This window comes from Selenomonas oralis (assembly GCF_051603425.1).
Taxonomy (GTDB): Bacteria; Bacillota; Negativicutes; order Selenomonadales; family Selenomonadaceae; genus Selenomonas; species Selenomonas sputigena_A.
Genome location: NZ_CP194411.1, coordinates 2,038,966 through 2,061,144, shown reverse-complemented (window position 1 = coordinate 2,061,144; position 22,179 = coordinate 2,038,966). Strand labels below are relative to the sequence as shown.

Annotated in this window: 20 protein-coding genes, 1 tRNA gene and 1 rRNA gene; all 22 read right to left on the bottom strand. The window is 50.7% G+C overall.

Annotated elements, in window-relative coordinates; all coding sequences use genetic code 11:
- Nucleotides 1-222 precede the first annotated feature (222 nt).
- Nucleotides 223-1,777: ribosomal RNA gene (locus tag ACRTGH_RS09795) — 16S ribosomal RNA — on the bottom strand.
- 794 nt (nucleotides 1,778-2,571) lie between these two features.
- Complete coding sequence (locus ACRTGH_RS09790) at nucleotides 2,572-3,780, bottom strand: MFS transporter (protein ID WP_368847489.1); 1,209 nt, start codon at nucleotides 3,778-3,780, stop codon at nucleotides 2,572-2,574.
- A gap of 185 nt (nucleotides 3,781-3,965) precedes the next feature.
- Entirely contained in the window at nucleotides 3,966-4,844 is an 879-nt protein-coding gene (locus ACRTGH_RS09785; protein ID WP_368847495.1) for a LysR family transcriptional regulator, read from the bottom strand.
- Between the two features lie 128 nt (nucleotides 4,845-4,972).
- Nucleotides 4,973-5,048, bottom strand: a tRNA-Ala gene (locus ACRTGH_RS09780).
- 95 nt (nucleotides 5,049-5,143) lie between these two features.
- Nucleotides 5,144-6,151, bottom strand: a complete 1,008-nt coding sequence (gene rfbB, locus ACRTGH_RS09775) for a dTDP-glucose 4,6-dehydratase (RefSeq protein WP_368847488.1) — start codon at nucleotides 6,149-6,151, stop codon at nucleotides 5,144-5,146.
- Complete coding sequence (rfbC, locus tag ACRTGH_RS09770; RefSeq protein ID WP_368847487.1) at nucleotides 6,148-6,720, bottom strand: dTDP-4-dehydrorhamnose 3,5-epimerase; 573 nt, start codon at nucleotides 6,718-6,720, stop codon at nucleotides 6,148-6,150. Before rfbC ends, rfbB begins: the two co-directional genes overlap by 4 nt.
- A 10-nt stretch (nucleotides 6,721-6,730) precedes the next feature.
- Nucleotides 6,731-7,603: a glucose-1-phosphate thymidylyltransferase RfbA gene (gene rfbA, locus ACRTGH_RS09765; RefSeq protein WP_368847486.1), complete on the bottom strand. Its 873-nt coding sequence runs from the start codon at nucleotides 7,601-7,603 to the stop codon at nucleotides 6,731-6,733.
- Nucleotides 7,604-7,665: 62 nt separating this feature from the next.
- A complete protein-coding gene (locus ACRTGH_RS09760) occupies nucleotides 7,666-8,100 on the bottom strand; it encodes a hypothetical protein (protein ID WP_368847485.1) in 435 nt (144 codons plus the stop codon).
- Between the two features lie 195 nt (nucleotides 8,101-8,295).
- Nucleotides 8,296-9,927 carry a chaperonin GroEL gene (groL, locus tag ACRTGH_RS09755; RefSeq protein WP_368847484.1) on the bottom strand — a complete coding sequence of 544 codons (1,632 nt, stop codon included), beginning with the start codon at nucleotides 9,925-9,927 and terminating at the stop codon, nucleotides 8,296-8,298.
- A 60-nt stretch (nucleotides 9,928-9,987) separates the two neighbouring features.
- Entirely contained in the window at nucleotides 9,988-10,269 is a 282-nt protein-coding gene (groES, locus tag ACRTGH_RS09750) for a co-chaperone GroES (protein ID WP_368847483.1), read from the bottom strand.
- Nucleotides 10,270-10,464: 195 nt separating this feature from the next.
- On the bottom strand, nucleotides 10,465-11,217 hold the full coding sequence (locus ACRTGH_RS09745) for an exodeoxyribonuclease III (RefSeq protein WP_368847482.1): 753 nt from the start codon (nucleotides 11,215-11,217) through the stop codon (nucleotides 10,465-10,467).
- Nucleotides 11,218-11,229: 12 nt separating this feature from the next.
- A complete protein-coding gene (locus ACRTGH_RS09740) occupies nucleotides 11,230-12,075 on the bottom strand; it encodes an undecaprenyl-diphosphate phosphatase (protein ID WP_368847481.1) in 846 nt (281 codons plus the stop codon).
- Nucleotides 12,076-12,287: 212 nt separating this feature from the next.
- The gene (locus tag ACRTGH_RS09735; protein ID WP_368847480.1) at nucleotides 12,288-12,527 is read right to left on the bottom strand and encodes a hypothetical protein; all 240 of its coding nucleotides are present in this window, start codon (nucleotides 12,525-12,527) and stop codon (nucleotides 12,288-12,290) included.
- A 161-nt stretch (nucleotides 12,528-12,688) separates the two neighbouring features.
- Nucleotides 12,689-14,233 (bottom strand): lysine--tRNA ligase, encoded by a 1,545-nt coding sequence (gene lysS / locus ACRTGH_RS09730; protein WP_368847479.1) that lies wholly within the window; start codon nucleotides 14,231-14,233, stop codon nucleotides 12,689-12,691.
- A gap of 15 nt (nucleotides 14,234-14,248) precedes the next feature.
- On the bottom strand, nucleotides 14,249-14,722 hold the full coding sequence (gene greA, locus ACRTGH_RS09725) for a transcription elongation factor GreA (RefSeq protein WP_368847478.1): 474 nt from the start codon (nucleotides 14,720-14,722) through the stop codon (nucleotides 14,249-14,251).
- 123 nt (nucleotides 14,723-14,845) lie between these two features.
- Nucleotides 14,846-15,127 carry a GIY-YIG nuclease family protein gene (locus ACRTGH_RS09720; protein WP_368847477.1) on the bottom strand — a complete coding sequence of 94 codons (282 nt, stop codon included), beginning with the start codon at nucleotides 15,125-15,127 and terminating at the stop codon, nucleotides 14,846-14,848.
- A 1-nt stretch (nucleotide 15,128) separates the two neighbouring features.
- Nucleotides 15,129-15,716, bottom strand: a complete 588-nt coding sequence (locus tag ACRTGH_RS09715; RefSeq protein ID WP_368847476.1) for a peptidylprolyl isomerase — start codon at nucleotides 15,714-15,716, stop codon at nucleotides 15,129-15,131.
- Nucleotides 15,713-16,435, bottom strand: coding sequence for an MBL fold metallo-hydrolase (locus ACRTGH_RS09710; protein ID WP_368847475.1), 723 nt, complete (start codon nucleotides 16,433-16,435; stop codon nucleotides 15,713-15,715). Before ACRTGH_RS09710 ends, ACRTGH_RS09715 begins: the two co-directional genes overlap by 4 nt.
- A 214-nt stretch (nucleotides 16,436-16,649) precedes the next feature.
- Nucleotides 16,650-17,558 (bottom strand): YitT family protein, encoded by a 909-nt coding sequence (locus tag ACRTGH_RS09705; protein WP_368847474.1) that lies wholly within the window; start codon nucleotides 17,556-17,558, stop codon nucleotides 16,650-16,652.
- Nucleotides 17,558-18,220, bottom strand: coding sequence for a hypothetical protein (locus tag ACRTGH_RS09700; RefSeq protein WP_368847473.1), 663 nt, complete (start codon nucleotides 18,218-18,220; stop codon nucleotides 17,558-17,560). The genes ACRTGH_RS09705 and ACRTGH_RS09700 overlap by 1 nt, the downstream gene beginning before the upstream one ends.
- 459 nt (nucleotides 18,221-18,679) lie before the next feature.
- Nucleotides 18,680-20,104: a carbon starvation CstA family protein gene (locus ACRTGH_RS09695; protein ID WP_368847472.1), complete on the bottom strand. Its 1,425-nt coding sequence runs from the start codon at nucleotides 20,102-20,104 to the stop codon at nucleotides 18,680-18,682.
- A 268-nt stretch (nucleotides 20,105-20,372) separates the two neighbouring features.
- Nucleotides 20,373-22,031 carry a DUF4153 domain-containing protein gene (locus ACRTGH_RS09690; RefSeq protein WP_368847471.1) on the bottom strand — a complete coding sequence of 553 codons (1,659 nt, stop codon included), beginning with the start codon at nucleotides 22,029-22,031 and terminating at the stop codon, nucleotides 20,373-20,375.
- Between the last annotated feature and the right edge of the window lie 148 nt (nucleotides 22,032-22,179).

Genomic DNA, 22,179 nt, shown 5'->3' with positions numbered 1-22,179 from the left:
ATGTTCGGAAAATCTTTGCTGTATTTCTACAGCCTTCGATGATTTTCTTTCATTTTGTCTTCTGTGTAGTTTTCAAGGTACGACTTTGAGAGAAGGTATTCCCTCAAAACTAGACAATGCAGAAAGGCTTATGCCAGCCCTATGCCTCGACTTAAGATCAAGCTGTCTTCCGAATCCGCTGCGCCCTTCGGGCTTGCTTCTTCGACAGCTCTGTAACCTTAGAAAGGAGGTGATCCAGCCGCACCTTCCGATACGGCTACCTTGTTACGACTTCACCCCAGTCATCGCCCCCGCCTTAGACGGCTGCCTCCTTGCGGTTGGCCCGCCGGCTTCGGGCGTGAATGACTTCCGTGGTGTGACGGGCGGTGTGTACAAGGCCCGGGAACGTATTCACCGCAGTATGCTGACCTGCGATTACTAGCGATTCCGACTTCATGCAGGCGGGTTGCAGCCTGCAATCCGAACTGGGGGACGGTTTCTGGGATCCGCTCCGGCTCGCGCCCTCGCTTCCCTCTGTCCATCCCATTGTAGTACGTGTGTAGCCCAGGACATAAGGGGCATGATGACTTGACGTCATCCCCGCCTTCCTCCGCGTTCTCCACGGCAGTCTCCCTTGAGTTCCCACCTTTACGTGCTGGCAACAAGGAACAGGGGTTGCGCTCGTTGCGGGACTTAACCCAACATCTCACGACACGAGCTGACGACAGCCATGCACCACCTGTTTTCGTGTCCCCGAAGGGAGGCGTGTATCTCTACACGTTTCACTCAATGTCAAGCCCTGGTAAGGTTCTTCGCGTTGCGTCGAATTAAACCACATACTCCACCGCTTGTGCGGGCCCCCGTCAATTCCTTTGAGTTTCAGTCTTGCGACCGTACTCCCCAGGCGGAATGCTTATTGCGTTAACTCCGGCACAGGAGGGGTCGATACCTCCTACACCTAGCATTCATCGTTTACGGCCAGGACTACCGGGGTATCTAATCCCGTTCGCTCCCCTGGCTTTCGAGCCTCAGCGTCAGTTACAGTCCAGAAAGCCGCCTTCGCCACTGGTGTTCCTCCCAATATCTACGCATTTCACCGCTACACTGGGAATTCCGCTTTCCTCTCCTGCACTCAAGACTGCCAGTTTCCATCCCCTCACGGGGTTGAGCCCCGCACTTTTAAGATGGACTTGGCAGCCCGCCTGCGCTCCCTTTACGCCCAATAATTCCGGACAACGCTCGCCACCTACGTATTACCGCGGCTGCTGGCACGTAGTTAGCCGTGGCTTCCTCGCAAGGTACCGTCACCCAGGCTCAATGTTCTCAAACCCGGTTTTCGTCCCCTGCAACAGAGCTTTACGATCCGAAGACCTTCTTCACTCACGCGGCGTTGCTCCATCAGGCTTTCGCCCATTGTGGAAGATTCCCCACTGCTGCCTCCCGTAGGAGTCTGGGCCGTGTCTCAGTCCCAATGTGGCCGTTCATCCTCTCAGACCGGCTACTGATCGTCGCTTTGGTGGGCCGTTACCCCGCCAACTGGCTAATCAGACGCAGGCCCATCGACAGGTGATAGCATGTTCAGAGGCCATCTTTCATCCAAGAGGGATGCCCCTCTCGGACTTCATTCGGTATTAGCATTCCTTTCGGAATGTTGTCCCCATCCTGTCGGCAGGTTGCCTACGTGTTACTCACCCGTTTGCCACTCTCACCTCTGCCGAAACAAAGGTTCCCGTTCGACTTGCATGTGTTAAGCACGCCGCCAGCGTTCGTCCTGAGCCAGGATCAAACTCTCCGAAAAAAACTTGATCTTTTTGCGCTATGCTGCGTCATGGCTTCGCCGTGTGTCCTCGACGTACACGAGTACGTCTGCGGGACGCGGCTTCGCCATTCCTTGCCTAGCACAAAAATCTCTGCGTTTTTTTCTCCGCTCCGGACTGTAGGACAGTCGTGGTGGAGAAAATTGCTTTTAGCAGAGAGCCGTTGATTGGCTCTTTTTTATCTTTGGATACGATTCTCTCGAACCGCATAAAGAAATTGTCGATTGCTTTTACAATTTGTAGTTCACAATCGATGTTTCATCAAGATCTCTCTTGATGGACATCTGGCTTGAATCATATAGATGATTCATTTCTGCATTGTTTAGTTTTCAAGGAACACCGCCGAATTGCTCCGGCTGTTTGCCGCTCGATTGAGCTAGCTTTTTTAGTATACTCGCTTCAGTGAATTTTGTCAAGCACAGTTTTTACGTCCGCCAGGACTTCCTCTGCCGTTCTTCTCCGAATCTTTCACTTACTGCCCGCTCTCTTCGCAACGTGCCTTATTTTACACGAAGCCCCAATGTCTGTCAACATCTTTCTTTTCTTCTATTTTATCCATTCAAAGAGGACTAACCGGAGACCATGGTTGTCATACAGATACAGAAGGCAAGGTGCTGCACCCTCCACCATGAACCATTTCGAACAGTCATTAAAAGGCCGCCCATCCCCTCCAATTTTAGAGGAACGGGCGGCCTTCAGCTTACAAGATCTCGTGTTTTTATAGAACGGCTGTGTGAAACGACAACATCCGTCATCGTTTCACACAGCGCATCTCTCAGTCTGCTGTTTCCAACTTCATCTCTTCTGCAGGCGCAGCATCACGCCTCCTCGCATAAAGCAGATAATAAAGCCCTGCGCAGAGGAATGCCGCAATGCCGCAAACGCTATAGATTCCGCCAAATCCGATGCTTTCCTTGAATGCGCCGAGAGCATATGGTCCGACACCAAGTCCAAGGTCAAGCGCGATAAAATATGTAGACACAGCTACGCCGATGCGGTACTCCGAGACAAGTTTGACGCAAATCGCCTGCCCATTCGACATAAAGGTGCCATAGCCCAGTCCCACGAACACACCGGCTAAGAGAAGCATCCAGCTTTCCGTCGTGATGCTCAGGAGCAAAAGACCGATGGCGAGGCAGGCATATGTAGGATACATGACGAAATCTTCGCCTTTGCGATCAAACATAACGCCTGCCACAGGACGTGCCAACGTAATCGTCAAAGCATAAACGAGGAAAAAAATGGTTCCCGCTCCGATAAGCCCTAGCTCCTGAGAGTACGTTGCGAGGAAACTCAAAACACTTGAATAGCTTACACCCATGATGAACGCAACAATAGAGATCGATGTAACTTTCGGTTCAAGGAAGTTGGCAATATTGACCTCGCGAAGTGCAGCTTTTTTCTCTTCTGAAAGTTCCATCTCCGGTACTTTAAGCGCAACAACAGCAGCAAGGCAGACAACAAGCATTGCCACACAAAAATCGATGATATAATTGAACGGCAGCGTATGCTGCATGAGCATTCCAAGGAACGGTCCGACAGCAGCGGCAAGGCTCATGCTCAAGGCATAGTAATTGATTCCCTCACCGCGGCGTGCCATCGGAATAATGCTGGAAACAATCGTACTCGTCGCCGTCGAAGCGATGCCGTAGCCGATACCGTTCAGGCAGCGCACTACATAAAGAAGCGCGAGAGAATCAACAAAGAAATACAAAAGCGTTGTCCCCAGATAAAAACCGATTCCTGCATAAAGCATGAACTTTCTTCCATAAAGTTCGATGGAATGCCCTGCCACCATACGCGCGAGCAGCGTGCCGAGAATAAAAATACCCGAGGCCAATCCCGCTTCACTCATCGAGGCGTTCAACGTCTGTATCGCCTCCGATGCAATGATGACCATGAGCATATAATAGATGATATAGATCAAAAAGTTTATTAACGTATCGAGAATAAACTCTTTCGTCCATAATTTTTCGTGCTTCACTTATAACAGCGACCTTTCTTTAATGAATTAGGATGCCCTTGATTATAGAAGTCCTCAAAGCATTTGTATAGCGCATAAAGAAGATGAGTGTCATCGCAAAAAACGATAACACTCGTCTTTTTCTATTATTCATTATTCTTTCCCGCATATCTTCAAACTTCAATTTCCTGTTTTCACGCAAACCGTCATTTTCCCCGAAAAATTTTCAGGATATAATCGACATACATGCGGATATAACGGGATCGGGGATTATCCTTCTTATAAACCAGCACTGCCTCCAGTTTTATCATCGGACGCAGGGTGTAAAATCCCCTGGTAATGCCAAGAGCCTCGATAAAGCGGCGCGGCAAAAGTGCTCCCACGGGGTTTTCCTGACAAAAATGCATCATTGCATAAGGTGTGGAAAGATGCGCTGCCGCCGGCGGCAGCTTTCTTGCGAAATACTCTTGATAGACTTTGTTCATGGAAGAATTGGGCGGATAGTAAACCAACGGCTGATTTTCCATCCATTCCTGTCCAACACCTTCCAATGGCGCTGAAACATGCGGAGCAAAAAAAATAATTTCATCATCGGAAAAATGCGTACAGACGAAATCCGCATAAGCGTCTGACTCAAAACGATACACCGAAGCGACGTCGATATGCCCTTCGAAAAGGCCTTTTCTGATCTCATCCTCTTCCATATCAAAAACATTAAAGCATATTTTCTTATTTTGCTGCTGAAAATATGATACATGCCGATTCATATGGACATCGCCTAAAGAACGCAAAACAGCGACATTGAGTTCAATCGGCGCTTTGCCTGCCTGTGCCTGAATCTCATAAACGATTTCGTGCAGCCCGTCAACATAGGCCTGCGCTTTGCCCAGAAAATTTTCACCAGCTTCCGTAAGGCAACTCCCCCTGTTGGAACGATGAATCAACGCAATGCCAAGAATCTCCTCCAGCTTTTTCATCTGCGCACTAAAAGCGGACTGCGTGATATTCGCCTCTTTGGCAGCCTGTAAAAAATTCTTTACCCTTCCATAAATAACAAAACATTCCAGTTGATGCAGACTTGGCATCTCTCCCACTCAATCTCACCCCGCATGTGCTGAAAGGATACAGTTCCACCGCACGTTCTTTCCCTTTGGACTAATCAAAAAAGAAAAGCGGCCTTCCGCGAAAAGCAGAAAGCCGTATCATAGCAAAATGGTGGAGACGAGGGGGATCGAACCCCTGACCTCTTGCATGCCATGCAAGCGCTCTCCCAGCTGAGCTACGCCCCCGTTGACAAGTTACTTTGATAGTATACAGCACCAAAGAAAAATACGCAAGCCCTTTTTGTATTTTTTCATCCCCAAAACCTGTAGAAGAAAGCACTTTATTTTTTCAAATAAAACTTCCTATAGCTGCCGTCAAGGATATGCTGCCACCATGTACGATGTTCAAGATACCAACGAATGGTCTGTTCGATGCCCGTCTCGAATTTCGTCTCAGGAAGCCAGCCAAGCTCCCGGTGAATCTTCGTCGGGTCAATCGCATAGCGGCGATCGTGTCCCTTGCGATCCTCCACGTAAGAAATAAGGCTTTCCGGCTTCTCCAAAGCCAGCAAAATCACCTTGACGACGTCGATATTGGCACGCTCATTATGTCCGCCGATATTGTAAATTTCGCCTGTACGCCCCTTTTCCAGCACGAGATCGATGGCACGGCAATGATCCTCAACATAGAGCCAATCGCGCACGTTTGCACCGTCGCCATAGACGGGCAGACGTTCATCGGCAAGCGCCTTGACGATCATCAAAGGGATGAGCTTTTCCGGGAAATGGTACGGACCATAATTGTTGGAGCAGCGCGAGATCGTCACGGGAAGACCAAAGGTGCGGCTGTAAGCAAGCACTAGGAGATCCGCAGACGCCTTTGAGGCCGAATACGGGCTCGACGCATGCAGGGGAGTTTCTTCCGTAAAGAAAAGCTCCGGTCGATCAAGCGGCAAGTCACCATAAACTTCATCAGTCGACACTTGGTGATAGCGGGAAATGCCATATTCACGGCAGGCATCGAGAAGAACGCTCGTGCCGATAATATTGGTCTGCAAAAATATCTCCGGCGTTTCAATCGAGCGATCCACATGACTTTCTGCCGCAAAATTCACAACGACATCAGGTTTTTCCTCATGAAAAATTTTATAAATTTCCCTGCGTTCACAGATATCGCAGTGAAAAAAGCGGAAGCGCGGCTCACCCTCAACATCGAGCAGCGATTCATAATCACCCGCATACGTCAGTGCGTCGACGCAAAAAATCTCCGCCTCCTGGTGTTCTCTTAGCATATAATGGACAAAATTGCTGCCGATAAAGCCGGCGCCGCCAGTCACAAGGTACTTCACGCCTCTTCCTCCCCATAGATGAAATTAAGCTCCGCTTCCCTTGCAGCGAGAGTTGGCGCCGCCTCATCCTTCACTGAAAGAACGGTCGGTTCAAGCTCCCAGTCAATGCCGATGGCCGGGTCACTCCAGAGAATATTGCCGTCGCACTCAGGCGCATAATAATTATCCGCCTTGTACTGTACTTCAACATCATCCGTCAATGTGATGAAGCCGTGCGCAAAACCGCGCGGAATCATCAGCTGTCTTTTATTCTCTGCAGAAAGACGTACGGAAACCCACTTCGCATATTGCGGCGAACCCTTTCTTATATCAACGGCAACATCGAGAATCTCGCCGCGCGTACAACGCAAAAGCTTCGCCTGCGCCATGGGATTCTTCTGGTAATGAAGTCCGCGTAGCGTTCCCTTTTCCGCCGAAAAAGACTGATTGTCCTGCACGAAATCATAGAAGAGCCCCGCTTCTTCCATCCTCCGTTTTGACCAGCTCTCCATGAACCAGCCGCGTGCATCGCCAAACACCTTCGGCTCAAGCACAAAAACACCTTTGAGACTTGTTTCCATTGCTTCCATTCCTTATCCCCTAACCCCTGACCAGCTGTTCCAAGTAACGACCATAGTCGTTTTTCATCAATGGCTGAGCCAAGCGCAGTACCTGCTCTGCATCGATATATCCCATGCGGTAGGCAATCTCCTCGACACAGGCAATCTTCAGCCCTTGGCGATCCTGTATCGTTTCAACAAAAGTCGCCGCCTGCAAAAGCGACTCATGCGTCCCCGTATCGAGCCAAGCAAAACCGCGCCGCATTTTTTCCACATGGAGATCGCCTCGCTCCAGATACGCCTTGTTCACGTCAGTGATTTCCAGCTCACCGCGTGCCGAAGGCTTGACTGCCTTTGCGATATCCACAACATCATTGTCGTAAAAATAAAGCCCTGTCACTGCATAGTTAGAGCGCGGTTCCTGCGGTTTCTCCTCAAGGCTTATGGCGCGGCCTGCCCTGTCAAACTCCACAACGCCGTAGCGCTTCGGATTGCTGACATAATAAGCAAACACCGTCGCCCCCGTCTCACGGGAAGCGGCACTCTGCAAAAGTTGGACAAGATCGGCTCCATAAAAAATATTATCTCCGAGAACAAGAGCGCAGCCGTCCTTGCCGATGAAATCCTCGCCAATAATAAACGCCTGAGCAAGACCATCCGGACTAGGCTGCACGGCATACGAGATATGGATGCCCCATTGGCTGCCATTGCCAAGCATGGCGGCAAACATAGAGCTGTCCTGCGGTGTTGTAATAACAAGGATATTCTCAATGCCGGCGAGCATCAATGTGCTCAAAGGATAATAAATCATCGGCTTGTCAAATATTGGCATAAGCTGCTTGGAAACAACCTTCGTCAAAGGATAAAGGCGCGTGCCTGAGCCACCCGCCAAAACAATTCCTTTTTTCAGCATCCATACACCTCCCATGAAAGAAACCTCGAACAAGCAAAATGCTTGCCGTCAGGCTCACATGATCAATCCTTGTGCCAGATCAAGCGCATAAAATCACCATGACGCTTCTGAATTTCTCTCGCCACAACACCCACAATCATATTGATGAGCTCCGCCGAATAATTCTCTTTCGTCATGGGGATACACGCATCAAGGATAACGGACGTATCCGGAGCAAGATAGTACTTAAAAAGCTTGTTGCCGCTGTTCAGGCGTGTGATAAGATTCGAAACCTCATAAGCATTATCGTCAGTCAAGGCCTTCGGTGCAATATTGGCGCGCACAACCACATAGATCGTATCATCAAAAATCACGCCAACCGGCACATACTGCCCCTGCACTTCAACCGTCGAACGAAAAATCACACTTCGATGCTCATCACCAAGCTCTTCGCGTTCAAAACTTTCGTTCTTTGTGCGCTGCAAATAACGCTTAAATTTCTCCGCTGCCTCTACCATGAAGATTCCTCCGTAAATCCGAAAATACGTATTGCTGTAATATTCCCCAAAGATACAGGAAACTCCTGCCAACTTTACGCCTTTTCTCCTCGCTTTCTTCTCCATGCCGAACGCGCAAAAACTCCCCCGCAGCAATCCAACGATGCTGCAGGGGAGTTCCCTACGCAAAATCCGAACCGATCCTGCCCTTTTTGCTTACATCATGCCCGGCATACCGCCGCCCATGCCGGGAGCGCCCATCGGCATCGGGGCTTCTTTTTCCGGCTTGTCAGCCACAAGCGTTTCCGTCGTGAGTACCATGGCCGCAATGCTTGCCGCATTCTGCAGGGCGGAACGCGTGACCTTGGCCGGATCAACGATACCGGCGCTGATCATGTCAACATACTCGCCGTTCAAGGCGTTGAAGCCCGTGCCATTGGCCGCCTTCTTGACATTCTCGACGACAACAGCGCCTTCAAGACCGGCGTTGTCTGCGATCTGGCGAACAGGCTCTTCAATCGCACGCTTCACGATGTTGATGCCCGTCTGAACATCGCCATCGGCGCTGATGCTGTCAAGCGCAGACAGGATGTCGACAAACGTCGTACCGCCGCCGGCAACAATGCCTTCTTCCACAGCAGCGCGAGTAGCATTCAAAGCATCCTCGATGCGAAGCTTCTTATCCTTCATTTCGACTTCAGTCGCAGCGCCGATCTCAATGACAGCAACGCCGCCTGCAAGCTTTGCAAGACGTTCCTGCAGCTTCTCCTTGTCGAAATCCGAAGTCGTCTCGGCAATCTGCTTCTTGATCTGCTCAACACGGGCATTGATCGCCGCCTTGTCGCCGGAACCGTCGACAATCGTCGTCTCCTCCTTCGAGGCACGAACCTGGCGAGCCTGACCAAGATCTTCGATATCCACGCTGTCAAGCTTGCGGCCGACTTCTTCCGAGATGACCGTGCCGCCCGTCAGGATTGCGATATCCTCAAGCATGGCCTTACGGCGATCGCCGAAGCCCGGAGCCTTGACCGCAAGAGCCTTGAACGTGCCGCGCAGCTTATTGACAACGAGCGTAGCAAGAGCCTCGCCGTCAAGATCCTCAGAGATGATCATGAGCTCCTTGCCCTGCTTGACGACCTTTTCAAGAATCGGCAGGATATCGGCAATCGCCGAAATCTTGCGGTCCGTAATCAGGATGTACGGATTCTCCAGAACGGCTTCCATCTTATCCGTATCCGTAACCATGTAAGGAGAGATATAACCGCGGTCAAACTGCATGCCTTCAACAACGGAGAGGTTCGTGTCCATGGACTTCGATTCCTCAACCGTGATGACGCCGTCCTTGCCGACCTTCTCCATGGCCTCGGCAATAAGCTCGCCAACCTCTTCATCGCCGGAGGAAATCGCAGCGACCTGTGCAATCGCCTCCTTGCCCTCAACCTTCTTCGAGTTGTTCTTGATCTCCTCGACAAGCTTCTTGACCGCCTGCTCGATGCCCTTCTTCAAAATCATCGGGTTCGCGCCTGCAGCAACATTGCGCATGCCTTCATGAATCATGGCCTGTGCGAGAAGCGTCGCCGTCGTCGTACCGTCACCCGCAATGTCGTTCGTCTTCGTCGCGACTTCCTTCACGAGCTGTGCGCCCATATTCTCAAACGGATCTTCGAGTTCAATGTCCTTTGCAATCGTCACGCCGTCATTCGTAATCGTCGGTGCACCGAATTTCTTGTCAAGAACGACATTGCGGCCCTTGGGGCCAAGCGTAACCTTTACGGCATTCGCCAAAGCGTCAACGCCCTTGCCCAGAGCACGGCGCGCTTCTTCATTGAACAAAACCTGCTTTGCCATTATAAAAAACCTCCAAACACATCTATATCATCGAATCGGTATTTTTCCCGCGGCGCATCCTTAGAGAATCGCGAGGATATCACTCTCACGGACAATCAGATAATCCTGCTCATCCACCTTGACCTCAGAACCCGAATACTTCGAGAAGATGACATTGTCGCCGGTCTTTACTTCCATCGGAGCACGCTGCCCATTGTCGAGGAGCTTGCCCGTCCCCACTGCGACAACCTCACCCTTCTGCGGCTTTTCTTTAGCCGTATCCGGCAGCACGATGCCGCTTGCCGTCTTCATATCGCCTTCCGAAACCTTGATGACAACTCTGTCGCCCAATGGCTTAATCATTTTTATCTTCCTCCCAATAAAAAGCTCTTGTTAGCACTCGCATTGCTTGAGTGCTAATCACAGTTCTTATATTACTCAGTTTCGAAAGAATAGTCAAGAACTTTTTTTGATTTTTTGACCTTTTATATAAAAAATCGCGCTGCATCTGGAAAAATACACTCTCCGGATACAGCGCGGGCAAGATTTCCCACACATTTATTTCAGTTCAAGCCCCACAGGACAATGATCGCTGCCGAAAATCTCATTGTGGATCGTCGCCTCTTTGATCTTAGGTGCGAGGCGGTCAGATACAAGAAAATAGTCAATACGCCAGCCTGCGTTCGTCTCTCGCGCTTTTCTCAGATAGGACCACCATGTGTAGATTCCCGTCTTATCCGGATAAAGCGCACGGAAAGTGTCCGTAAAGCCTGCTTCGAGAAGCTCCGTCATCTTTTCACGCTCCTCGTCGGTGAAGCCCGCATTCTTGCGGTTTGTCTTGGGATTCTTGAGGTCGATTTCCGTATGCGCCACGTTGAGGTCGCCGCAGACGACAACGGGTTTCTTGGCATCCAGAGCCAAGAGATAAGCGCGAAACGCCTCTTCCCACGTCATGCGGTAAGCAAGCCGCTCAAGACCGCGCTGTGAATTTGGCGTGTAGACCGTCACGAAGTAAAGCTCATCGAACTCAAGCGTAATGACGCGTCCCTCGTGATCATGTTCGTCAATGCCGATGCCGCAGCTGACAGAAAGCGGCTCAATGCGGCTGAAGACAGCAGTGCCTGAATAGCCTTTTTTCTCTGCGCTGTTCCAATACTGCTTATAGCCCGTGAGCTCCAAAATCGCCTGCTCGGGCTGCATCTTCGTCTCCTGCACGCCGAAAACGTCGGCATCGAGTTCCTTAAAGGACTGCATGAATCCCTTTCCAAGGCACGCGCGCAGTCCGTTGACATTCCAGGATACAAAACGCATGATTGTTCCCCCTTAGCCCTGCACCGGATCACCGACGAAAAAGAGATAGAGCACGACGAGAAGACCAAGTGCAATGCGGTACCAGCCGAAAGCCTTGAAATCGTTATTCTTGATATATCGCAGCAGAAATTTTATCGAGAGAATCGAAACGACAAAGGCTGTCGCCATCCCCACCACAAGAATCAAAATCTCGCTTCCCGTATAATGCCAGCCAAACTTGAAGAGCTTCAGGAAACTCGCACCAAACATGATCGGGATTGCCAGAAAGAACGTGAACTCCGCCGCAACATAACGCGACGTACCGAAAAGAATGCCGCCAAGGATCGTCGCCCCTGAGCGCGAAGTACCCGGCACAAGAGACAGCACTTGGAAGAGCCCGATAATGAATGCGGTCTTGTAATCAAGATCTTCGATCTCACGGATGCGCGGCGAACGCCGCTTGTTGTAAGTTTCAACAAGAATGAACATCATGCCGTAAAAAATCAAAGTCGCCGCGACAACAGGCGCTGTCATAAAATGTTCTTCCATATATTTATTGAACAGAAGCCCTATGACGCCTGCCGGAATACAAGCGAGAATGACCTTGTACCAAAGGCGCCAAGTATCCCTCTTTTCCCAACGCGCTTTCCAGCTGGAAAAGGGGTTAAGCTTCTCGAAATTCAGTACGACAACAGCAAGAATTGCACCAAGCTGAATAACGACGAGGAACATATCCATGAATTGTTTCGACACATCCAGCTTGATAAACTCATCGACAAGAATCATATGCCCCGTGCTGCTGATTGGCAGCCATTCTGTCAGCCCTTCCACAATACCCAGAATAACAGTTTTCAAAAGCTCTACAATACTTAAATCCACGAGACATCCTCCTAAAATCTTCCTACGATGATTGAATAAACTCATTATAGCACAGTTGTCAGATGGACGAAACAAAAAGAACGACCTGCTCCGCTTCGCCACACCGGAATATTGCGTCCAACGATAAACCGCAGCCGAAAAAGAAAAAAGCGGACGGCCCGCCCATTTCGGGAACCCGTCCGCCTCTCCTAAAAAACTCGAAATACAGACTTTTAACGATTGATATGATGCGTACCAATCTCATCGATAACCGCTTTTTCCTTCTTGCCGAGCACCCAGCCAAGCAATTTGATCTCAGCATAAAGTTCCATGCGCTGCTCACGATGGTCGCCTTGCGCCTGCATCAATTCATTATACTTTTTGATCTTCACTTCATACTGTGCCTTCACCTCTGCTTGGGAGCGCATCCTGGCCGGACGCGCCTGGCCCTCCATCATATCGTTCATACCCATGGAACATCCTTCTTTCCTTTTATTCATCCCCGGGGAAAGACCACACCCCAAAGAGCATATCCATTTATTTTAGCAATTCGTCAAAGAGAGCGAAAATCCTTCCTTTATAGAGGCAATACAGCAACGCCCCGCAAAACTGCGGGGCGTTTTAGTCGTCTCCTTTACTCTTCCGTTGCCGCTCCGTCGCGCGTCGCCTCCGGGCGCATATGTGGGAAGAAAAGCACGTCGCGGATCGAAGGACTGTCCGTCAAGAGCATCACAAGGCGATCAACGCCGATGCCCAGACCTCCTGTCGGCGGCAGGCCGTACTCCATCGCCGTAATATAGTCGCGATCCATCGGGTGCGCCTCATCGTCGCCCGCTTCCCTCTGCTTCACTTGATCAAGGAAACGCTGTTCCTGGTCAATCGGATCGTTGAGTTCGGTGAAGCCATTTGCCAGTTCACGACCATAGACGTAAAACTCGAAACGATCCGTAATCAGCGGATTCTCGGGATTGCGCTTCGCCAAAGGCGAAATTTCTGTCGGATGCCCCGTAATAAACGTCGGCTGTATCAGGGAATCCTCAACCTTCGCCTCGAAAGCTTCATTGAGGATTCCGCCGATGCCGTGCTGCGGCTCATAAGAGACCCCGATCGTATCCGCCATAGCACGTGCTTCCTCAACCGTCTTGGCACTCAGAAAATCCTGCCCCGTCGCTTCCTTCACCGCATCGTTCATGCTGATGCGCTTGATCTTCGCGAGATCGATTTCCGTATCCTCGTAACGGATAACCGTTGTTCCGAGCACATCCATCGCCGCCTGGCAGCAGATGCCCTCTGTCACATCCATGAGGTCGTTGTAATCCGCATACGCCTGATAAATCTCAATGGAGGTAAACTCCGGGTTGTGGCGCACATCGATGCCTTCATTGCGAAAAACACGGCCAAGCTCGTAAACACGCTCGAGACCGCCTACGATGAGACGCTTCAAATTCAACTCCGTCGCAATGCGCAAATACAGCTCCATATTGAGTGCATTGTGGTACGTTACAAAGGGCTTTGCAGCCGCACCGCCCGCAATCGTCGACATCACCGGAGTTTCCACCTCAAGGAAACCGCGTTCATCAAGATAGCGGCGGATAGCCTGGATGATCTTCGTACGGGCGACAAAAGTATTCTTAACCTCCGGATTCATGATGAGGTCAACGTAACGCTGCCGATAGCGCATCTCCACATCCTTGAGGCCATGGAATTTCTCCGGCAGCGGTCGAAGTGATTTCGAAAGAAGGTCGAAATCATCAACACGCACCGTAAGCTCCCCGCGCCGCGTGCGGAAAACAGGCCCTGCCACACCGATGATGTCACCGATATCAAGGAGCTTGAATTCCTTGTACTTCTCCTCGCCCAGAACATCGAGTTTGAAATATATTTGGATGCGGCCCGACAAATCCATAAGTACAGCGAAGCTCGCCTTGCCATGACCGCGAATCGCCATCAGGCGTCCTGCAAGTCTGACCTCCTCCGCAGCCTCTTCTTCATCTCCCAAGCGGGCAAACGCATCGAGAACCTCCTGCGCATGATGCGTCACCTCATAGCGATGCCCGAAAGGAGCGACGCCCATCTCACGGAACTTTTCCATCTTCTCACGCCGCACCCGCATGAGATCGTTTAAATCTTCCTTCTGCACTGCATCCTGCTTCTTATCTGCCAATTTTTCTTCTCCCATCTATGGCCGCAGAAATCACGCCTTGATCTCGCGAACCTCATACTTGATGATGCCGGCCGGAGCATGAACATCTACGATATCTCCTACTTTTGTGCCGATAATGGCAGCGCCGACAGGTGATTCATTTGAAATCTTGAATTCTGTGGGATCGGCCTCGGCCGTTCCCACAATCGTATAAGTATCCTCTTCCCCTGCCTCAACATCACGAATCACGACTGTACTGCCCATCTGCACCGTATCGGAAGCGGCATCGCTCTTGATGATATCGCTGTTCCTGATCTTCGCCTCAAGGTCGAGAATCTCACCCTCAAGAAAAGCCTGCTCATTCTTTGCGTCATCATACTCCGAGTTCTCCGAGAGATCGCCGAGCGCGATTGCCGCCTTGAGCCTCTCCGACACCTCGATACGCCGCACGCTCTTCAAATAGTCCAGCTTCTCCTGCAGCTTCTTGTATCCTTCTTCTGTCAGCATTACGCGCTTTTCTGCCATCGCCATCTTCCCCTTTTTCTGGATGCTTCATATCTTTCATATTATAGGTGCACCGTCTCGCCTTGTCAACGAAAGCCCCGCCTTTTACCCGCCGAAAATTCGCCGCCCTGCGCCTGTTTTCCGTTATTTTTTCCCTTCCGGGACGGCCGCCTCATCCTTCACGCCTCCCTGTACCAGTGCCATTTTCTTCTCACGCGGCAGACGTTTTATCGCACACTCACGGCTCTGCGCCTCACTCTTTTGGGCAAATTCCTCATAGTAAAGGAGCCGCACGGGACAGCGGCTCCTTGTGTACTTCGCACCCCTGCCTGCATTGTGTGCGGCAAGGCGTTTTTCAAGATTGTTCGTCCAGCCCGTATAAAGCGTGCCGTCCGCACAAACGAGAATGTAAGTATACGCCTTCACATCATTTCGCTTCCTCACGGCGAATCGTGATCTTTTCCATCACGACCTTCTTCAGCGGCTTATCCTGAAAATCCGTCTCGCTCTTGCCGATGGCGCGGACGACATCCATCCCCTTCACGACCTTGCCGAAAACGGAATGATGCCCATCAAGCCAAGGCGTTGCCGCAAGCGTGATAAAAAACTGTGAGCCGCCTGTATTCGGTCCTGCATTCGCCATCGAGAGGATGCCCTCGCTGTCATGCTTCAAATCCTTGTGAAACTCATCCGGAATTGTGTAGCCCGGACCACCTGTTCCCCTGCCGTCCGGATCACCGCCCTGAATCATGAAGCCATCAATTACTCGATGAAAAATCAAGCCGTCATAAAACCCTTTCTCGGCCAGATCCGTAAAATTTTTCACCGTAATGGGCGCCTTGTCCTCAAAAAGCTCAATCTCAAAGGTGCCCATATTCGTTTCAAATACTGCTATCGGGTTTGCCATTTTCTTTGCTCCTTTATCCTTATTGCTGTCCATCCCCTGGCCTGCCGCAAAACACCCCGTCGTCAAAAGAACGAGCCCCGCCAGCAGGAACACAAAATACTTCTTCATTCGGAAAAACCTCCTCCGTCCTCCAGATACCGCCTTTCCCCGGGCTCCGTCGGCACCCAATACGGGATCTCACAACCCGGCGCAAAGAAATTCTCTGACGGCTGCCATGCCGGAAAGCCGACACTGTGCATAGTGACAAGAGCCTTGACGCGCGTCCGCGCACAAAACTCCTTAGCACCAATGTCCTTGAATTCCTCTAGGCGTCCATCCACAGGGAAAAACGCCACATCCGCCTCAAGACCGTCAAGCCGCTTCATTTGCTTCATAAAGCCATTGCGTGCAAACTTGTTGTTCTCCTCCGTATCGCCCTTCCAATGCCACCAGTTGAAGTCACCGGCATGAAAAATGCGTCTGCCCTCTTTTTCCACAAGAAACGAAGTTCCCGTGTCCGTTGAATCAAACGATTCGACACGAATCGCCCCATCCTCATAGCTGTCATACGTCGTGAGATACGTCGTCTTTTCCACGGGAAACCTCTTGCCGCGCTTCGTACGGCGAATCTCGCTCGCCATAAAATATTGCGTTACATCCGGCGCATAATCAAGGATATGCGTATCAAAATGATCGAAATGCGCATGCGACACAAAAAAATAAACCTCATCCACTTCGCCCAAAAGGCGCAGCACGGCATTGGCCGGATCCTGATAATCGTCAAAAACGAGCAGCGTACGTCCGAATCGTACAGCAAAACCACTGTTCAATAAATAGATAATCTCCAAGAACGTCCCCCCTGCGAAAGAATTATCCCCATTATAGCAGAAAAGCGGCAGGAGATACAAATCAGCGAAAGGCTGCAAACATTATTTTTCCCCAAGAACGGAAAAACGCCGTGCAGCAAACGACGAAACGCTTTTCCGTTCTACGGTCAAAGCACGGGCCCCTTCTGCCATAAGCATAACAAGCCCTTTTCCGGCTTATTTTCTGTCCTTCTCTTTACAAAATCCTCTTATTCCTCTCTTTCAGCATGGCTTTGAAGTGCATCCCGGGCATTGTGAAACCTCGTCCCATAACCTCATTGGCAGACAGCACGATCATGAAGGCATTCTTGTCAATGAGGTTCGCTATGAGCTTTACCTTGCTGATTTGCGTCAGCGAGCAGACGAGGAAGAGTACGTTGCGCTCCTTGCGTGTAAAAGCGCCCTGACCATGCAGGAATGTCACGCCGCGGCCGACCTCGCAGATGATGGCTTCGGAAATCGGCTGCACATGATCGGAAATAATGAGAACGACCTTGCGGCGATTAAAGCCCGCGACCACCTTATCCGTAACGAGAGAATTCATATACATGCAAATCAGGGTAAAAAGCGCCGGCATGATACCGAAAAGCGCGGCAGCAAGGCACATAATGACGCAGTTGAAGGCAAAAATCACGCCCCCCATGCTCAGGGAGTAGTATTGCTTCACAATGGCGGCAATGATATCAAAGCCTCCCGAGCTTCCGTTCATACGGAAAATCAAGCCATAGCCAATGCCGTTCAGGACGCCGCCAAAAATCGCGGCGAGCATCGTATCAGGCACAGGCGCATAAGCGTTCAAAAACCGCGTCGCATCAACGCAGAAAGAGAAAAGTATCGTACCGAAAGCGATGTCCAGCGTATATTCACGCCCCAGCGTCTTGTACGCCGCTGCGAGAAGCGGCAAATTGTAAACAAACATCTGCAGACCTATGGGCAAGGAAAAAAGATAGTAAAAAATCATTGCAATGCCAGCAATGCCGCCGGATAAAAGGTGTGACGGCACAACGAAGAGATTGATGGACGAGCTGCTGATAAGACAGCCGAGCAAAATGCCGAGATACCGAAAAATCCGGCTTTTCAAGGGCAGGCTTTTGATGTGGAACATCAAGGCTTGTCCTCCTTCCTTTCCCAACGGAGCTTCGGCCGATCCTGCTTTTTCTGCTCATCCCATGCACTCGTGTCGATTTCCCGCTCACCGATATCAACCGCACGCAAGTCGTTGTTCTCCCACTCTCTCCGCTCCTCATCCGTCAGAGCATCCGCCTCTTCCTCGGTCAGCGGCAGGCGTGTCAAACGCCAGGAAAGAAGACTCCCATTGACAGACTCCGCCTTCAGCATGAGTTTTTCCCTCTTATTCAGCGGATTTTCGTAGATATACCATGTGCTTCCTTCCAGGAAAGTTCGCTCCTTCTTGCCATACGTCGCCATAATCTTATGTGAGGTTGCACCATACCTCACATCGGCACGCCCTTTGTAGTCCTCATCGAACACAAGAATATCGGCAACCTTTCCCGCAGCAACGGCAACGCCTACCTCGTAACCGCGCGGAAAGGTATAGTAGCGCATGTGAATCCCCCAGACCGTCCGCTCCTTTTCAAAGTTCGGCTTTCCAAAGACTTCAAGCATTTTTTCTTCCGAATCGCCTAAAGCCACGCCCTTGACTGAAAAATCCACAGGTTCCAGCTTTCCGGAAGCCTGCGCTTCAGAAAGCCCCGCAACGAAAAGCAGCATCATCGCAAGAATCGTCATCCATTGTTTTTTCAGCATCGTCCCACCGTCCACTTTCCCAAAACTCTTTACATTTTCCACAGATGCCCTATCTTACCAAACCTTCCCCTTCCTCCCATTCTTCTGTCTATTCTCTTTGTAAATCGAACTTTCCTGCTTATCTCGCCGCATATAAAAATTAACAGCATTTTCCCAACAATAAATATACTTTGAAACCCAAATACGATATACCATATTCAGCATGAGAACGATATCCAGGCACTCGTAAACAAAATGCGTTATGAAAAGGAATTGTGATATGCGGCGGAAATAATCCTTCAGACATCTTCACACATATCTTCTCAAACCGTCTAAAAAATCTCTCAGCTGCTTGACTTCATCTTCCCGCTTTTAAAACTTTCATTCCCTAGGCATTGAAACAATAACGACATCCCAAATCCATCCCCCTCGATAAAGAGAAGGGCGCCGCATTTCGCAGCGCCCCTTCTCTTTATTTGGTCAATCTTTTTTCATCACAGTCGTGCGCAGGAATAAGAACAGGAATAAAGCTGCTATGACAAGACCGACGGGATATGTGATATTCGTCGGCAGGCCGAAGCCTTCCTTCGCCTGCAGAATATACGTCATCGTGACGGCCGACATGAAGGTAGCAGGAATCATGCCGATGATATAGTACAGCTTCCCACGGAACGTGCGGTAAAGATAGACCGAACCTGTCCAGAGTACGATCATGGCGAGCGTCTGGTTCGTCCACGAGAAGTAGCGCCAGATGATGGAGAAGTCCATCTGCGTGAGGATGGCGCCAATGCCAAGAATCGGTACCGCGAGCATGAGACGTTTTCCTGTATCCTTCTGCTCGATTCCGAACCAATCGGCAATCGTCAAACGAGCCGACCGAAATGCCGTATCCCCAGATGTAATCGGACAGGCAACGACACCAAGAAGCGCCAAGGCCGCACCGACAGGGCCAAGGAAACCAACGCAGATATCGTAAACCGCACCGCCAGGACCAGCGGCAGCAAGCACTGCACCAAGACCGCCCGTACTCTCATAGAATGTCACGCCGGCAGCTGCCCAGACGAGAGCGATGAAGCCCTCAGCGACCATCGCACCGTAAAACACCGGGCGTGCCAAGCGTTCATCCTTGAGGCAGCGTGCCATCAAAGGCGACTGCGTAGCATGGAAGCCCGAAACAGCACCACAGGCGACCGTAATGAACATCAGCGGCCAGATGGGCATTTCTTTCGGGTGCAAATTCGCGAAGACCATTTCCGGCATCACATGTCCGCCGACACCTGCAAGCATAGCGCCCATAATGCCGAACGCCATCACGATCAAACAGATGCCGAAAAGCGGATAAAAACGTGCAATCAGCGTATCAATCGGCAGCAATGTAGCGAGAAAGTAGTAAAGCAAGATGATGATCAGCCAAATTTTGATTGCCCCGATGGAGCCAAGCGCAAGGAGCTTGCCATCGATCAGGAGCGCAGGTCCCGTCGCAAAAACCGTTCCGACGAGAACGAGCAGCACCACAGAGAAAACACGCATAATGAAGAGCATCGTCTTGCCCATGTGGTTGCCAACAACCTCAGAGATGCTCTTGCCGTCCTCACGAAGCGAAATCGTGCCCGACATATAGTCGTGCACACCGCCGGCAAAAATCGTACCCAAAACAATCCAGAAGTAGACGCAGGGTCCCCAAAGAGCCCCCTGCAACGCTCCGAATATCGGGCCGAGACCAGCGATATTCAGCAATTGGATCATAAAGACCTTCCACGTCGGCAACGGAATATAATCCACACCGTCGTTGTGCACCATGGCCGGGGTCGGCTTGTCCGTCGGCGCAAAAATCGTGTCGACCAATTTGCCGTAAATGATGTAGCCAAGAACTAGGGCGAGCAACGCCACCAAAAATGTTACCATTGCAAATCACTCCTTCCGTCCGTCAGTCTACCGTCGGCAATTCCAGGCCTCCTTTCTTTCGTATAGGCAATATTCGGACTATTGATATATGTACTGTGCAGTCTCAATGTAAACCTATTTTTTCTACTTGTCAATAGATTTTGAAAAGTACGGACAAGGGGGAAGATTGCAAGTTTAATTGTCGCATCGTTCTGCCAAACTTTGGTAGCTTATGCAGCCGCAGCAATCCCCAGCAAAAAACTTCCTTCTCCCCTTAAAATCTCATCTATTATCGTTTCAAAAGTACGCCCGTCACATGCGCCGTTATATCCTCCCCGCCTTTATGGTTACGGACGGATAAATCAACTTTCTGCAGCCATAGGCAGGTGTTTTCATCCACATCTATTCTAAGCTCCCGCGTGAATTTGCCCGTTCCGGTCACATCCTCTTTGCGCGCATATTCCAGAAGTTCCTTGAGATAGGAAGAGAGCTCGAATTTTTCCTGCGTTCCGTCGCCTTTGTCCACGACAAGCATGCCGTTTTCCACATTGGGCTTGCCGATCAGATACGCATTCTGCCAGCCGGCTACAGGGATGTGTTTAGAATTTTTCGTCTTGAACTCAAACCACTCGGTATATTTTGCACCTTTCTGCTTCCCACGCTGCTTCGCAAGCACCTCGCTCATCCCTGGGGTTTCGAGAAACACCGTCTTCTTATGATCCGTCAGATACTCCGCTGCACTCAAGAGCTTGTCACGCTCGCTCGGCAAGAGATCGGAATTTTCCACGACCTCGCCGCCCTTCAGCATGTCATTTTCCTCAAGCACGCTCCAAAGGCGGGCTTCCTGCGTGCGAAACGGCACATCGACGATATTGAGCGGCGTCAGTGTGAATGCGGCAATCATGAGCGCCAAGACGAGAAACGCAGGACGCGGCGAGCGGCGCAGGAAAGCAAGCACGAGCAAAAAGATACCGAAAATCGTGCAGTGGATCGACGTATAGCGCAGCACCGTCAGACCGTACGGCTCGACTCGTTGCCAAACAGCGACAGCCTGCACCGCAAGAATCGGCAGAAAGAGCAAAAGACCCCAGCGCAGGAAGCGCTGCAGCAGCGAATAGCGCGCATCATTCGCAAAGCAGAAGAAAAACACGCTGAAGGCAAGAAGAGCCAACGAGGCAAACCAATTCATCATGCCGACGGGTATCGCCCAGACATAGATGATCTTTGCCACATAGAGATAGAGAATCACGAGCAGGATCAGATAGACGGGCCAAAGCACGCGCATGAGGAGAGCGCGAAAGAGCGCGGGCGTCTCCATGTTTTTCCCCCGCTCAGGCAAGCTCGCGAGAAAGACCTGTATCCCAATAAAAAGAAAAGAAAACTCTGCAATGAGAAAATACAGCGTCGTATGCAATCTGCTTTCCAAAGAAAAAAGCAGTGAATCGAACGCCGTCAAGCATGTACTGAGAGACACGATCAAAAGAGTGCCGACAAGCCATGCCTTAGAGATTGCGAAAAACACGGCAAGTGCCGGCTCCTCGCCTTCCTTCTGCGGTTCAAGGCAGTAAAGACCGACAGAAGCAAAAACAAGCGCCGGCCCTACCGTCTTGAGCAGAATATAGGGATCCGTCCAATCATGTCCCTGCACAAGAATGAAGAAAAACACAAATACGACAATCGTCAGCAGCGCCTCGAAGCCATGCCGCTCCTGTCCGCGCCTCTCCCAGAATACCCGCAGGGCGACAGCAAAGATGCAGCCGATCGCCGCCGCTGCCGCCGCGCAGCCGATTTCCTCCGTATACCAATCTTGTATCTCGTACACCTGGCAGTATGTAAGCACACCCACACAAACAAACAGTACGGCATCAAAAATCATCGCTGTGCGAAAGCGCTGATAGCCGTCCTGCACCATCCGAAAAAGCCGTTGTCCCATGTCCTTTATGCTCATTTCATTGCACCTCCGCCATCAACGCCCTATCCCTTCTTTGCCTATTCGCTTTCGATTTCATACTTTCCTACCGAAAAAGAACTGTTGATAAATTGAAGTCCCTCAGATTTACACAAATGCGTTATCTCGATCCAGGGAGCAAATCGCA